The organism is Pseudomonas urmiensis (assembly GCF_014268815.2).
Taxonomy (GTDB): Bacteria; Pseudomonadota; Gammaproteobacteria; order Pseudomonadales; family Pseudomonadaceae; genus Aquipseudomonas; species Aquipseudomonas urmiensis.
The window spans coordinates 1,459,659-1,473,467 of sequence record NZ_JABWRE020000001.1 but is presented as its reverse complement, the minus strand read 5'-3'; the positions used below and the strand labels follow the sequence as shown (position 1 = coordinate 1,473,467).

Below are 13,809 nucleotides of genomic sequence, written 5' to 3'. Positions count from 1 at the left end.
AGCGCGGCGCCATCGTATTTTTGCTAGTAGTCCCTAGTCACCCCGCCACCCTGTCGGTATTCACCGAGAGGGCCAAGCCATGCGCCTGTTTATTTGCGAGAAACCATCCCAAGCCCGGGACATTGCCCGCGTCCTACAGGCCAATCGTCGCAGCGACGGCTGCCTGCTGGGGCAAGGCATTACCGTGACGTGGTGCGTCGGGCATCTGCTGGAGACCGCGCCACCGGAAGCCTATGGCGATTACAAACGCTGGTCGCTTGAGCATCTACCCATCATCCCCGCGCGCTGGAAAGTAGTGGTCAAACCCAAGGTCGCCAGCCAGCTCAAGGTGATCAGCCAACTGCTGCGCACCTGCAGCGAGGTGATCATTGCCACAGACGCAGACCGCGAGGGCGAGATGATCGCCCGTGAGATTCTCGAACGCTGCCAGTACCAGGGATCGATCTCGCGTCTGTGGCTGTCCGCACTCGACGATGCCTCAATCCGCCGCGCCTTGGCCGCATTACGCCCGGGTGAGCAGACATTGCCGCTGTACCACTGCGCATTGGCCCGCTCTCGAGCCGATTGGTTGGTGGGCATCAACCTGAGCCGGCTGTTCACCCTCCTCGGCCGTCGCGCCGGCTTCGAGGGATTGCTGCCGGTGGGGCGGGTGCAGACGCCGACACTGCGCTTGGTGGTGGAGCGAGACCGGGCGATCGCGAGCTTTGTGCCACAGCCGTTCTGGGTTGTCGATGCCCAAGTGGAGACTGAGGGCGTCACCTTCAAAGCGCGTTGGCAGCCGCCGAAGACAGCCTGTGACGCCGATGGCCACTGCACTGAAGAGCTCGCGGCGCAGCAAGCGGCTCGACGTCTGAACCAGCAGGCGACGGCGCGCGTTCAGAGCATCGATGTCGAGCACGTTCGCGAAGGTCCGCCGCTACCGTTCGACCTGGGCACCTTGCAGGAGATCTGCTCCGCTAAACTGGGTCTGGGCGCCCAGGAAACATTGGCCACCGCACAAGCCCTGTACGAGACCCACAAGGCAACGACCTACCCGCGCACCGACTGCGGTTACCTGCCCGAGAGCATGCTCGACGAGGTGCCACGAATCCTTCGAGCCTTGGCCGCCGCCAGCCCATCCCTGGGTAAGGCACTGCAAGAGGTCGACCCCTGCCGCCGTTCTCGCGCCTGGAACAGCAGCAAGATCACCGCGCACCACGGCATAATCCCCACTGCCGTCTCCCTAGACCTGGCCCAGCTCACCGAGCGCGAGCAGGCGGTCTACGCGCTGATCCGCGCCCGCTACCTGGCGCAGTTTCTGCCGGAGCACGAATACTTGAAATCACAGGTGCTGCTGCAGAGCGGGACCGAAGCTCTGCTGGCTCGTGGCAAGCAGATCCTGGCGCGTGGCTGGAAGGCGGTGATCGACGAAAACCACGGCGACGAGGTCGGCGAACAGGCCCAGCGTTTGCCCACGCTACGCGAATCCGCCGTGGTGGCGTTGAAAGATGCCACGGCCGTGGCCCAGCGTACGCAGCCGCCCAAAGCTTACACGGAGGGCACGTTGGTCAAGGCCATGAAAACCATCGCCAACCAGGTGGCAGACCCACACCTCAAGCAGAAGCTCAAAGACAGTTGCGGGCTGGGTACCGAAGCGACCCGCGCGGCTATTATCCAGGGGCTGATCGACCACGGGTATCTGACCAAGAAGAAACGCAGCCTGGCGGCATCGGCCGCAGCCCACACCTTGATTGAAGCAGTGCCGCCGGAGGTGGCTGACCCGGTGCTGACGGCACTGTGGGAGCAGGCGCTGGACCGCATTGAAGCGGGCCAATTGAGCGTCGACACCTTTCTCGCCAAGCAGGCGGAGTGGTTGACGCGCCTGGTCCGCTCACACGCCTCGCTGGCCCTGCGCCCACCTCCCGTCAAAGGGCCGAACTGCCCGGTCTGCCGCAGCGCCATGCGCCAGCGCAAGGGCCGCACCGGCAGCTTCTGGTCGTGCACCCGCTACCCGGATTGCAAGGGCACCAAGCCGGTGGCCAAGTCCAAACGCTCGAAGGACGCATAACTTGACGCGGGACAGCGCCGCTGGTGTAGTGATCAGGCACCTCGCCGCTTGGCGACCAAAGACCGATTCGCTCCGGGCAGCTCGGTCGGACTCGTAGAGTTCGGAGCCACACTACTCAGCGTCCTCGGATCGCTTCTCAGCGTTTTCAAGTTACCCAGGCGGATGACCTGTACGACTTATGCCAGGTCGTACAGGTCATCCGCTTCGGCGACGATGCTCAGCTCCGGTGCCCGCCGGCGAAATACTGGGCACCTTTTGTGCGCGGATGCGTGCCAGTTGATTCCGACCCAGGCCACGACAAGGGTCGGTTGATTCAGGCGGATCGATAGCGGTGGTTTTGCGACGAACCCCGGTATCCGATTGCCGGGTCAAGCGTGGTCCATCTCCTCCTAGCCTGACGACCGTCGGGCTATTTTTTCGCCGCTTAGAATCCACTGAGCACCAACCACTTCCGCTTGCCTAGAGCCCGTCGAATCTGCAGTTGACGGGCCTTTCCCGGGGTTGTATAGATGGGCTGCACACCGCTGTCGTTGACCGCGTCCAGGTAGCCAGAACCTTCAAGGCTACGCCCATTTCGGGTGGTTCTCCCCAAGTGCGATCCGCGTTCGGTAGCTCGCACGGTTACTGCCTCCGGCAGTGATGAGCGCCCTCTAAACGATCACGTTCGTGTACGTCCCCTTGCGGAATTCACCAGCCGCCAGGGCCGGTGGCTGTCCGCGTTTCTGCTCACCAGGAGATCAATCATGACTACTGCAAGCAACAACGCCCCTACTACCTACTTCAATCTGCACACCCAAGGCATCGGTTACCTGAACCGTGTGCGCGAAGTCCCGGTTCGCCGTGGGCAAGCGTTCATGGCGTGTGACATTGCCGCCTTGCACGGTGCCGCTGACGACGTCGAGTACACCCGCTTCGACTGCAAGGTTGCCAGCGGTGAAGCCGACCGGCTGATCCGTGAGCACCTGGAAGACGTCCGCGCGGAACGCAAAGTTCTCATCGCGTTTCGCATTGGCGACCTCTGGGTTGATCCGTTCATGTACGAGAAAGGCGAGCGCAAGGGGCAACCCGGCGCGAGCCTCAAAGGCCGATTGATCTTCATCGAATGGATCAAGGTCGATGGCCAATTCAGCTACCGTGCACCCGCTCGCACCGAGTCCGCTGCTGCCCCTGAGGCTGTAGCGGAAGTGGACGAGGCAGTTACTGACGCCGAACAGCGTCAGCCTGCCCCGGCTGCTGCACGTAAATCCACCGCCGCTCGCCAGCCTGCCTGAGGCAGCTTGACCGGCAACCATAGGCGTTCTCCCGAACGCCTTTGGTTCATCTACGTCGGAGGCCGCCATGGAAAGCTTCTGGCTGTGCGAGGACTGCTTGCAGGCAGTCGCGTATGACGACTTCAGTGCACTGTCGCTCTACTACAGCGAGGCTGAGGTCGACCAACGCATCGCCCATCTGCGCAGCGAACTGCAAACCTTGTTGCCACTGAGTGCTGATTTCGATCCCCGCACTGGCACCGGCATCGAGGTCTTTTCCACCCGACCATGTGAGGGCTGCCACAGCCCACTGCATGGAGCTCGACATCGCTTTACGCGTCTGTGACTCACCACTCTCTCACCAGCCTGGGGCTCTCCCCCTGGGGGCGCTCCGTCTCCCACGAGGAATTGCCCATGAACACTGCCCAGAACCGAGTCGAGCGTCTTGACCCTGCATTGGCCCAGCGTGCCCGCGAGGATGCGTTGCTGACCGAAGCGCTGGAATTGCTGGATCAACGTTACTTCCAGCGCGGCGAGCAACTGATCACACCGTGCGATGCAGCGTCCTATCTGAAGTTGCAGCTCGCACCCTATCACCATGAGGTGTTTGCCCTGCTCTGCCTGGATTCGCGCCACCGCGTGCTGAGCTTCGACATCCTCTTCACCGGCAGCATCGACGGTGCCTCCGTGTACCCGCGCCAGGTCGTCGTTAAGGCACTCGAGCACAACGCCGCTGCGGTGATTTTCAGCCACAACCACCCCTCTGGCTGCTCGGAGCCGAGCGGCGCCGATCGGGTGCTCACTACCCGCCTGATCGAAGCCTTGGCCCTGGTTGAGGTACGTGTGCTGGACCACATCATCGTGGGTGAAGGCACGCCGCTGTCGCTGGCCGATTACGGCTGGATCTGACCACCCCCACCACTTGGAGGGTCACTGCCTGTACGGGGTGCCCTTCGCATTCTTGGAGCACCCCATGTCCACTTCCCCTCGCAATCCCTTCCTCCGCGGCTTTCAGGACCTGAGCTTCGAACGTGTGGTGCAAATCAGCTACGCCGACGATTGCCCGCCCTGCTACCGATCCCTTCACCCTGCGCTGCATGACCTGCCGGATGACGGCATTAATTTCCAGCCGTGCCTGTTCGATGATGACTTCGCGGTGATCACCGACGGCAAAAGCGTGCCCGAGTTTGTCCGTATGCCGTTCCCTGCCGACGGTACCGTGAGCCAGGTGCTCTACCAGGTCACAGGGCTGCACCATGGCCGCCGGCAACACGTCAGCGATCTCCCCAACGAGGAAGCCGCACAGCACTTGATTGAGCAGCTGTCATTCACCAACGGGCACTACAGCCGCAGCTGGGAAATCAGCAGTGCGCACCTACCAGCAGATGAGTTCGAGTTCCTGCAGATGTGCGCCTGGTGTCGCTCACCGTCGAGCTTCTTCGAATGCTTCGTGCTGACTAGCAACAACGCGGTGGGCTGCAAGCTGTACTCGACGCCCTGGCTCAGAAACATTGCCGCCAGCGGCAGCTACTGCCGCATTGAGGAAGTGACTGCACGTCTGCGCGCAGATCATGTGCCACCGGTCCTGCTGCGCCTGCTCTTGATGGCCGGTGAAGCAGACACCCGTTTGCTGATCTTCGACCCTGATGCGCGGCCGCTCCCCGAACTGCCGTTGTTCACCGAAGATTGACCTCAAGGCGCCCTCCGGGCGCCTTTTTCATGGTTGCGCCAGCGTAAATCGGCCGGGGAGATTCGATTTTTCGGTAGGGGCGCGCTCTGGCTTTTCGACAAGGTGTCGGCATCTTTTGTCGAGATCTGGTCATGCATACCCCCACGCTCCTCACACTCGGACTGATGCTCACGTTGCTGGGCTGCAGCACGCCTCAACCGGCGCCCACCCCTACGCCACCTGCACCGGCCCCGACCGCAATGGCCAAGCCAAAATCCCCGGTACCCGCCTGGGTCCGACAGGACCGCTACACCTTGGCCAGCACCCGGCCAACGCTGGAGCAGCGCCAACCGCTGTATCAGCTGATCAACGTCCAGATCGCTCCAGCGCTGCACGCGACGGTCGGTGAAGCGCTGCGCCACGTGCTGCAGCACTCGGGCTACTCCCTCTGTCCCGATGACCCTGCCGTGGCGCGGTTGTTCCACCGCCCCTTGCCTGCCGTGCATCACGACCTCGGGCCGATTTCACTACTGGATGCCTTGACCGTCATCGGCGGCCCCGCTTGGCGACTGGACATTGATTCGGTCGAGCGGAGCGTGTGCTACGCCCTGCGCCTGCCCCCGCCCAAGCCGCCCTTCTCGACACTGGAGACCGCACCATGAAGGTTCACCATTTTCAGGCCTTGGTGATCGGCGCGCTATGCCTGGGGGCTGCCGTCCTCGCGGCTGAAAGCTACAACCAGCATCAGCAACTGTCAGAACTGCAGACTGCTGCACGGAATGCGCCGGCTGACCCTGGCCCGTCACTGCGTCGCGACATCGGGGAATTGCGCACCACACTCGCCACACTTTCGCCACAAGTCGCGGCCCTGGAAGACGCACAACACCAGCAGACCACTGCGCAGGCAACGCTCGGCCAGCAACTCGACGAGCTGGCGACCTCCGTCAGGGTCCTGCAAGCGGCACCGCCAGGACCGAGCAGCGCCGATCTGACCGCCCTGGCGCAACGCATGAGGGAGGCAGAAGCGGCACTCGAGAAGCTCTCGACCGGTCCTAAGGTGCCAGCAGCTACCGCCGCATCCCAACCTGCCTCCTTCCGCGAAAAATCAAAAGCCACGGCGCCGCAGCCGCCTTTCACCCTGCAGGGTATCGAGATGCGCGGCACCATCAGGTTCGTGACTGCGTTGCCTGCCGGCACCCATGCACTGTCCACCGTGCACCTGCTTCAGCCCGGTGACAGCTTGAACGGCTGGCAACTGCGGGCGATTCGCGAGGGCCAGGCCGTGTTCTACGTTCCGGGCCATGGCGATCGCACCCTGCCCATCCCATGAGGAGGTGAACGTGCATAGGTTCTCTGCGCTTGCGCTCATCCTACTGCCGGCTTACGTGTTCGCCGATCAGGGCTCGAGTGTCCCCAAGCATGTCGACGCTCAGGTGCAGTTCAGTGAGCAGTCGCCGCTGGCACGACAGGCGTCTGCTGCAGACCAGGCCAAGACCTGGGGCCTGACGGATGACGAATGGGCCACGTTTGAGCGCCTGCAGACCGGCCCCCGCCATTACTGGTCGCCGCAACTTGACCCGCTCACCACCCTGGGTGTCGAGGCCAACTCGGATCAGGAGCGGCAGCGCTACGCCGAGCTGCAGGTCCGTCTGGAAGCCAAGCGTGCCGAGCGCGAACTGGCCTACCAGAAGGCCTACTCCGCGGCCTGGGCACGGCTGTTTCCAGGTCTGCAGCCCATGCAGGGCATGAGCGACGATGCCGAACCCTCGAACAGCAGCCGTACGGCGCTTTTCGTGGAAGACAAATGCGCCGCCTGCGTGACCAGCCTCCAGCAATGGCTGCGGGCCGGGGCGCGGCTGGATGTGTACCTGGTCGGCAGCCAAGGCAACGATACGCGGTTGCGCCAATGGGCGCAGGGTGCAGGTATTACCGCCACACAGGTCAGCGGCGGCCAGGTCACCTTGAACCATGACCGCGGCCGCTGGTTTGCCCTGGGCGCCAGCCGGCCCCTGCCAGCCCGCTATCAGCAGGTGGATGGAAAATGGCAGCGCGTCGACTGATTCTCGCCCTGGCGATGGTCGGGGCGGCCAGCGTTCACGCAGATACTCTGCCGCCGCCGGCCTATCAATTGGCGGCCGCGCGTGCCGGTATCCCCGCCTCGGTGCTGTTCGCCATCGCCCTGCAGGAAAGTGGTACACCGCTGCGCGGACAGCTTATGCCCTGGCCGTGGACCCTGAATGTGGCGGGTTCACCACTGCGGTTTGCCCGACGCGGCCAGGCCTGTGCCGCACTGAGGGAAGCGCTCAGTCGCCACGACCCCAAGCGCATTGATGTCGGGCTGGGACAAACCAACCTGGGTTATCACCCGGACCGCTACCCGAGCGCTTGCGATGCCCTCGATCCCCGCACCAACCTCGCTGTCACCGCCGAGCTGTTGCGCGCGCACTTTGCCGATACCGGTGATTGGGTTGTCGCCGCCGGCCGCTATCACCGGCCTGCCGGTGGTCCTCCTGCGGCGCACTATCGCCGTCAGTTCACCCGTCACTGGCAGCGCGTCCAGCCCGTCGCGACGGCACCAGGGCGGTCCCTGCCATGAGACGTTTGCACTTGGTCGCCATAGCTCTCTGCCCCTGGCTGTCACTTGCCGCGAGCGCTGAGTCCAAAAGCCCACCCGACCCAGCCACGTTGAATTGGGTGCTGCCGGTGCGCAGCGCTCGCCTCTCGCCAGGTCCCGTGCTGCCCAGGACGTTGAGACTGCCCGGCATGACGCCGTTGTTCCTGGTTGGGCAGGACCCTGCTTCCGTGGAGTGGCTGTCGCGGCACGCCCAGGCGCTACAAGACTTGGGCGCCAACGGGCTGGCGGTCGAAGTAGACAATGTGCAGGCGCTGCGTCGCATCCAGACGGCAGCGCCCGGGCTGAACATCTGGCCAGTCAGTGGTGACGACATTGCCGAACGGTTGGAGCTGGACCACTACCCGGTGCTGATCACGCCCACCAACCTGCAACAGTGAGGGTACTTCATGGGCGAGCATGCGATGGAATCCCTGCTGCGACCGGCGGTGGAACTGTACACCGTGGGTCTCTGCGCCGGTGCCGGTGCGCTGTGCCTGCATTCACCCTGGGCCGTGGCCCTGTCGCCTGAGGTAGGGGCTGGCATGGCCCTGGCCTACACCGCGTTCGGTCTGAAGCGGCTCAACGAAGCGCGGATCGTCCTGCGCTACCGGCGCAATATCCGCCGCCTGCCGCGCTATTCGCTGACCAGCCGGCAGATTCCGGTGAGCAGCAAGCGGTTGTTCATGGGCCGCGGCTTTCGCTGGACCCGCCTGCACACGCAGCGCCTGCTCGAAGCTCAGGACCCGGCGCTGGCCCGCTATGTCAACCAGTCGACTGCCCACCAGTGGGCGCGACGCATGGAACAGCTACTGGAGAAAGCCCCACCGGTACTATCACTGCTGCCTCGCCTGACCGCGTGGGACAGCCCGTTCAATCCGGTGCGTCCATTACCGCCGGTGGGCGGCTCGCCATTGCTGCACGGCGTCGAACCGAAGGAGCAGGAAGCCAGTCTGCCGCTCAGCGAGCGCGTTGGACATACCCTGGTGCTGGGCACCACACGGGTGGGCAAGACTCGCCTGGCCGAGGTGTATATCACCCAGGACATCCATCGACCGAGCCGGGAAGTGGTCATCGTCTTCGACCCCAAGGGCGACGCCGACCTGCTCAAGCGCATGTACGTCGAGGCGCGGCGCGCTGGCCGCGAGCACGAGTTCTATGTCTTCCACCTGGGCTGGCCGGAGATCTCCGCACGCTACAACGCCATCGGCCGCTTCGGGCGCATTTCGGAAGTCGCTACCCGGATCGCCGGCCAGTTGAGCGGTGAAGGCAACTCGGCGGCTTTTCGCGAGTTTGCTTGGCGCTTCGTCAACATCATCGCGAGGGCGCTGATTGAGCTCGGTCGCCGCCCGGACTACCTGCAGATCCAGCGCCATGTGGTGAACATCGATGCGCTGTTTATCGAGTATGCCCAGCATTTCTTCGCCCGCCATGATCCGCTGGCCTGGGAAGCGATCGTGCAGATCGAAGGCCGCTTGAACGAGAAGAACATTCCGCGGCATATGGTTGGCCGGGAAAAGCGCGTCGTTGCCATCGAGCAGTACCTGACCGCCAAGCGCATCTTCGACCCGGTAATGGACGGCCTGCGCTCTGCCGTGCGCTACGACCGCACCTACTTCGACAAGATCGTGGCGTCGCTGCTGCCACTGTTGGAAAAACTCACCAGTGGCAAGACTGCACAACTGCTGGCCCCGAATTACTCCGACCTGGATGATCCGCGACCGATCTTCGACTGGCTACAGGTCATCCGCAAACGCGGCATCGTCTACGTCGGCCTGGACGCGTTATCGGATGCCGAAGTGGCCGCCGCAGTCGGTAACTCGATGTTCGCCGACCTGGTCTCCGTCGCCGGCCACATCTACAAACACGGCATCGATCACGGCCTGCCCGGCTCCTCAAGCGCAGCGGACAAGGTGCCCATCAACCTGCACGCTGACGAGTTCAACGAGTTGATGGGCGACGAGTTCATCCCGCTGATCAACAAGGGCGGCGGTGCCGGTATCCAGGTCACGGCCTACACCCAGACCTTGAGCGACATCGAGGCACGTATCGGCAACCGGGCCAAGGCCGGCCAGGTCATCGGCAACTTCAACACCCTGCAGATGCTGCGCGTACGGGAAACCGCCACCGCTGAACTACTGACCAACCAGCTGCCCAAGGTCAACGTGCAGACACGCACTTTGGTCTCCGGAGCGACGGACACCGCCGATCCGGATGCCCGTACCGACTTCACCTCCTCTTCGCAGGACCGGGTCACCACCACTGCCGTACCACTGATCGAACCGGCGCACATTATCGCCCTGCCCAAGGGCCAGATGTTCTCGTTTCAGGAAGGCGGGCAACTGTGGAAGGTGAGCATGCCGCTACCGAAACCGGCCAGCGATGATGCTATGCCAGAAGACCTGCAGACCCTGGCGGCGCGTATGCGAGAGTCCTATAACGCCAATGCGGGGAGTTGGTGGAGTAACGCGGGAGGCGCACCCACGGCAGATTTCGATCCCGAGATGCCTCCACCAGGGCGCAGGCACGCGCCGTAAGCGACCAAGTACTGCGGAGCCCCTATGCCGACCACTCCAGTCAGCCAACCTCCTGCGCAAAAACGTCCGGGGCTGATCTTCGGCACGCTTGAGCTTTGTCTGCGGCTGCTCGGTCTGCTGTTCGCTTCGCTGATTTTCTCCATCATCCTGGAGTTCGTGGGCATGGTCTGGTTCTGGCCCGAGCAGGGCTGGCATCACAGCCATGCCATGTGGCTGAGTGAGCTGGGATGGCTAAGCGATCACTTCAAAAACTCGCTGCTCGTGGAGGAACCCGCGCAAGCCACCGCTAAAGTGCTTCAGCACTTGAGCGATTGGGTCGTGGTCCGCACCGGCTGGGCGCATTCAGACACTCAACTGAAACTCCTAAGTCATGAAGTCTCGGTGCAGGGTCAGTTTGCTCAAGCGTACGTTGTGCTGCAGGACTACCTATTGGCCGCCCTATTCACCGTATTCACCTTCGTCGTGCGCCTCGCCGTCCTCACCCTAGCCACGCCGCTATTCCTGCTCGCCGTGATCACCGGCGCTGTCGATGGCTTGATGCGCCGAGACCTTCGCAAATTCAGCGCCGATCGCGAGAGCAGTTTTGTCTACCACCGAGCGAAGCGGACATTATTTCCATTGATGGTTAGCCCATGGGTGATCTACCTTTCCCTACCTTGGACACTCAACCCCATCTGGGTCTTAGTGCCTTGTGCAGCACTGCTCGGCTGCATGGTGGCGATCACAGCTGCTACCTTCAAAAAATATCTCTGATAAATGGACTGCAGTATCAGAGCTCGCACTATCCCACAAATTCGGATTTTTCCACTCACTGTTCGATGATCCATTCAATGTGGGACGTGCTTTGCATACCTACTATTCCAGCGTTAACAAAACACACTTCAGTGTGTGCTGGCCACAACGCTAGAAAGACAGTGCTGGAACTTCTCCACCAACACGTCGATTTCCTCGGCACTGATCGTCAATGGCGGCAGGAACCGAACCACCGCACCATGCCGCCCGCCCAGTTCGAGGATGACGCCCTCGCGCAAACACTGCTGCTGCAGGGCCTTGGCCAGTGCGCCATCGCCAGCCGGCACCCGTGCCTGGCCCGGCGCCGTGCAAACGAGCTCCACACCGACCATCAGACCGCGCCCACGGACATCGCCCATGCAGGCAAAGTCGCGCTGCACCTCGCGCAGTCGCGCCATCAGATGCTCGCCCAGGCGCTCGGCATTGGCCACCAGGCCCTGCGCCTGGATGTAACGCAAGGTCGCGGTACCGGCGGCCATCGCCAGCTGGTTTCCGCGGAACGTTCCGGCGTGGGCCCCTGGTTTCCACACATCGAGGCTGTCGCGGTAAACCACTACCGCCAACGGCAGGCCGCCGCCGACAGCCTTGGAAATCACCAGGATGTCCGGCTCGATGCCGGCGTACTCGAAGGCGAACATCCGCCCGGTGCGCCCGATGCCGCTCTGCACCTCGTCGATGATCAGCGCGACACCGTGCGCCTGGGTCAGCTTGCGCAGGCCCTGGAGCCAGCGCGTCGGCGCCGGAATGACGCCGCCCTCGCCCTGCACCACTTCCACCACCACCGCCGCCGGCAGCGATACGCCGGACTCCGGATCGGTCAACAGTTGCTCGATGTAGCTGAGGCCGGCGTCCACCCCAGCCTCACCGCCAATACTGAACGGGCAGCGATAGTCATAGGGGTAAGGCAGCACCTGCACATCAGGCATCAGCGAACCCGGCAGTTGCTTTGGCCCCAGGTTGCCCATCAGGCTCAGGGCGCCGTGGGTCATCCCATGGTAGCCGCCAGAGAAGCAGAAGATCCCCTTGCGGCCAGTGGCGATCTTCGCCAGCTTAATCGCCGCCTCGATGCCGTCAGCGCCGGTCGGCCCACAGAACTGGATGCGTGCCTGGGCGGCGAAGGCCGGCGGCAAGGCATTGAACAGGGTCTCGACAAACTCGTCCTTGACTGCGGTGGTCAGGTCGAGGGTGTGCAGCGGCACACCGCTGTCCAGGGTCTCGCGCATCGCCGCCAGGGTGCACGGATGGTTGTGGCCAAGCGCCAGGGTTCCAGCGCCCGCCAGGCAGTCCATGAACAGTTGCCCACGGCTGTCGAGAACATAGAGACCGTGCGCCTCCTTGAGCGCCAGCGGAATGCGACGCGGGTAGGAGCGAGCATTCGACTCGCGCGCAGCCTGCCGCTCCAGCATTGGCTCAGCCTCGAAACTGCGGGCGGGTTGCTGGCGAAAATGCGCCAGGCTGAACAGAGGGAACTGAACATCTTCCATGGATGAACTCCTCGTCTGCATGTAATCAGCGCTGGCCGCCGGATTGAAGGGCAACGCGCAGACTCAGCGGACGCATGTCCGTCCAGTGCTGCTCGATCCAGGCCAGGCACTGGGCCTTGTCCCCCTGCTGGCCAACCGCGCGCCAGCCTTCAGGCAGGGCCTTGTAATCCGGCCAGATCGAATATTGCTCCTCATGATTGACCACCACTACGAACCCGCTTTCAGCCTTTTCCCAACTCATTTTCTATTCCTTGGACAAGAGTTTTTTCATGGATCCCGGCTGCCCGATTAAGGCCCAGTCGAGGCGCGCTACGAAACGTGCGAATGCTAATAAATAGCATTAACACTTGCCATATCTTTCGTATATATTTCGCCGGCGCCCGGTGGTCTACCCACGATGGCATTTGGCTGTGACAACTAAGAGAACAAAGGAGCAAGCTCATGGGACGAGGTGTCGGACAGAACAATGGCCTGTCGGTGCAAGCGCTCATGCCAAACCGCAATCTGCCGCTGCTGGTCAAGCCGGAGCAGCCCGGCGCATGGAGCATCGAGGCATTGCATGCACTGGCCGACGAGTGCCTACATGAAAGTGGCGCCCTCTTGCTGCGGGGTTTCGATGTGCTGGGTGAACAGTCGTTCCAGGCACTGGTACGCAGCTTTGGCCACCCGTTGCTCAACTACGAATTCGGCTCCACCCCGCGCAAGGCAATCGAGCAGGGGGTGTACACCTCCACCGAATACCCCGCGCACCAGGTCATCCCGCTGCACAACGAGCAGTCGTATACCTTGCAGTGGCCGATGAAGATCTGGTTCCACTGTGTCCAGCCCAGTGCAGAGGGTGGCGAAACACCGATCGCCGACAGCCGGCAGATCTACCAGCAGCTCGACCCCACCCTGCGCCAACGTTTCAGCGACAAGCGCCTGATGTACGTGCGCAACTACGGCAATGGCCTCGACCTGCCCTGGGAACAGGCCTTCAACACCGAGGACCGCGCCGTCGCCGAGGCTTACTGCCGGGCCAACCAGATCGCCTTCGAATGGAAGGACGACGGCGAGCTGCGCACCCGCCAGGTGTGCCAAGCCACCGCTCGCCACCCTGTCACGCAAGACTGGGTATGGTTCAACCAGGCCCACCTGTTCCACGTCTCCAACCTGCCGCCAGCGGTGCGTGAAAGCCTGCTGGCCGTGGTCGACGACCCGCTCGACCTGCCGCGCAATGTGTATTACGGCGATGGCAGCGAGCTGGAGGAAAGCGCGCTGGCAGAAATCCGCGGTGTACTGGAGCAATGCACCGTGCGCTTCCCCTGGGAACAAGGCGATGTGCTGATGCTCGACAACATGCTGGTGGCCCATGGCCGCGCCAGCTTCAAAGGGCCACGGCAAGTGATCGTGGCCATGGCCGAACCGGCTCAGGAGTGA

The 13,809-nt window shown here is 63.0% G+C and carries 15 protein-coding genes; 13 read left to right on the top strand and 2 right to left on the bottom strand.

Annotated features, from left to right (window positions below):
* Nucleotides 1-79: 79 nt before the first annotated feature.
* From HU737_RS06505 to HU737_RS06450, 12 genes are all read left to right on the top strand, one after another.
* Nucleotides 80-2,047, top strand: coding sequence for a DNA topoisomerase III (locus tag HU737_RS06505; RefSeq protein ID WP_186556079.1), 1,968 nt, complete (start codon nucleotides 80-82; stop codon nucleotides 2,045-2,047).
* Nucleotides 2,048-2,790: 743 nt separating this feature from the next.
* Nucleotides 2,791-3,318 (top strand): STY4534 family ICE replication protein, encoded by a 528-nt coding sequence (locus HU737_RS06500; protein WP_186556080.1) that lies wholly within the window; start codon nucleotides 2,791-2,793, stop codon nucleotides 3,316-3,318.
* A gap of 67 nt (nucleotides 3,319-3,385) precedes the next feature.
* On the top strand, nucleotides 3,386-3,643 hold the full coding sequence (locus tag HU737_RS06495) for a hypothetical protein (RefSeq protein WP_186556081.1): 258 nt from the start codon (nucleotides 3,386-3,388) through the stop codon (nucleotides 3,641-3,643).
* A 68-nt stretch (nucleotides 3,644-3,711) separates the two neighbouring features.
* Nucleotides 3,712-4,206, top strand: coding sequence for a JAB domain-containing protein (locus tag HU737_RS06490; RefSeq protein ID WP_138736126.1), 495 nt, complete (start codon nucleotides 3,712-3,714; stop codon nucleotides 4,204-4,206).
* A gap of 64 nt (nucleotides 4,207-4,270) precedes the next feature.
* Nucleotides 4,271-4,987 (top strand): DUF5983 family protein, encoded by a 717-nt coding sequence (locus HU737_RS06485; protein ID WP_186556082.1) that lies wholly within the window; start codon nucleotides 4,271-4,273, stop codon nucleotides 4,985-4,987.
* Between the two features lie 239 nt (nucleotides 4,988-5,226).
* Complete coding sequence (pilL2, locus tag HU737_RS06480) at nucleotides 5,227-5,628, top strand: PFGI-1 class ICE element type IV pilus protein PilL2 (RefSeq protein ID WP_225915588.1); 402 nt, start codon at nucleotides 5,227-5,229, stop codon at nucleotides 5,626-5,628.
* Complete coding sequence (locus HU737_RS06475) at nucleotides 5,625-6,296, top strand: hypothetical protein (protein ID WP_186556084.1); 672 nt, start codon at nucleotides 5,625-5,627, stop codon at nucleotides 6,294-6,296. Before pilL2 ends, HU737_RS06475 begins: the two co-directional genes overlap by 4 nt.
* A gap of 10 nt (nucleotides 6,297-6,306) precedes the next feature.
* A complete protein-coding gene (locus HU737_RS06470) occupies nucleotides 6,307-7,026 on the top strand; it encodes a TIGR03759 family integrating conjugative element protein (RefSeq protein WP_186556085.1) in 720 nt (239 codons plus the stop codon).
* Complete coding sequence (locus HU737_RS06465) at nucleotides 7,008-7,562, top strand: lysozyme family protein (protein WP_186556086.1); 555 nt, start codon at nucleotides 7,008-7,010, stop codon at nucleotides 7,560-7,562. The genes HU737_RS06470 and HU737_RS06465 overlap by 19 nt, the downstream gene beginning before the upstream one ends.
* Nucleotides 7,559-7,978: an integrating conjugative element protein gene (locus HU737_RS06460; protein WP_186556087.1), complete on the top strand. Its 420-nt coding sequence runs from the start codon at nucleotides 7,559-7,561 to the stop codon at nucleotides 7,976-7,978. The genes HU737_RS06465 and HU737_RS06460 overlap by 4 nt, the downstream gene beginning before the upstream one ends.
* A gap of 9 nt (nucleotides 7,979-7,987) precedes the next feature.
* Nucleotides 7,988-10,114: a type IV conjugative transfer system coupling protein TraD gene (gene traD, locus HU737_RS06455; protein ID WP_186556088.1), complete on the top strand. Its 2,127-nt coding sequence runs from the start codon at nucleotides 7,988-7,990 to the stop codon at nucleotides 10,112-10,114.
* 24 nt (nucleotides 10,115-10,138) lie between these two features.
* The gene (locus HU737_RS06450; RefSeq protein ID WP_125859228.1) at nucleotides 10,139-10,867 is read left to right on the top strand and encodes a TIGR03747 family integrating conjugative element membrane protein; all 729 of its coding nucleotides are present in this window, start codon (nucleotides 10,139-10,141) and stop codon (nucleotides 10,865-10,867) included.
* A 128-nt stretch (nucleotides 10,868-10,995) separates the two neighbouring features.
* On the opposite strand, the gene HU737_RS06445 is transcribed toward HU737_RS06450, so the two are convergent.
* Together HU737_RS06445 and HU737_RS06440 are read right to left on the bottom strand one after the other, a co-directional pair.
* On the bottom strand, nucleotides 10,996-12,411 hold the full coding sequence (locus HU737_RS06445; protein ID WP_125859229.1) for a diaminobutyrate--2-oxoglutarate transaminase: 1,416 nt from the start codon (nucleotides 12,409-12,411) through the stop codon (nucleotides 10,996-10,998).
* A 4-nt stretch (nucleotides 12,412-12,415) separates the two neighbouring features.
* On the bottom strand, nucleotides 12,416-12,631 hold the full coding sequence (locus HU737_RS06440) for an MbtH family protein (protein ID WP_125859230.1): 216 nt from the start codon (nucleotides 12,629-12,631) through the stop codon (nucleotides 12,416-12,418).
* A 200-nt stretch (nucleotides 12,632-12,831) separates the two neighbouring features.
* Here HU737_RS06440 and HU737_RS06435 point away from each other — a divergent pair, with 200 nt between their 5' ends.
* Nucleotides 12,832-13,809 (top strand): TauD/TfdA family dioxygenase, encoded by a 978-nt coding sequence (locus HU737_RS06435; protein WP_186556089.1) that lies wholly within the window; start codon nucleotides 12,832-12,834, stop codon nucleotides 13,807-13,809.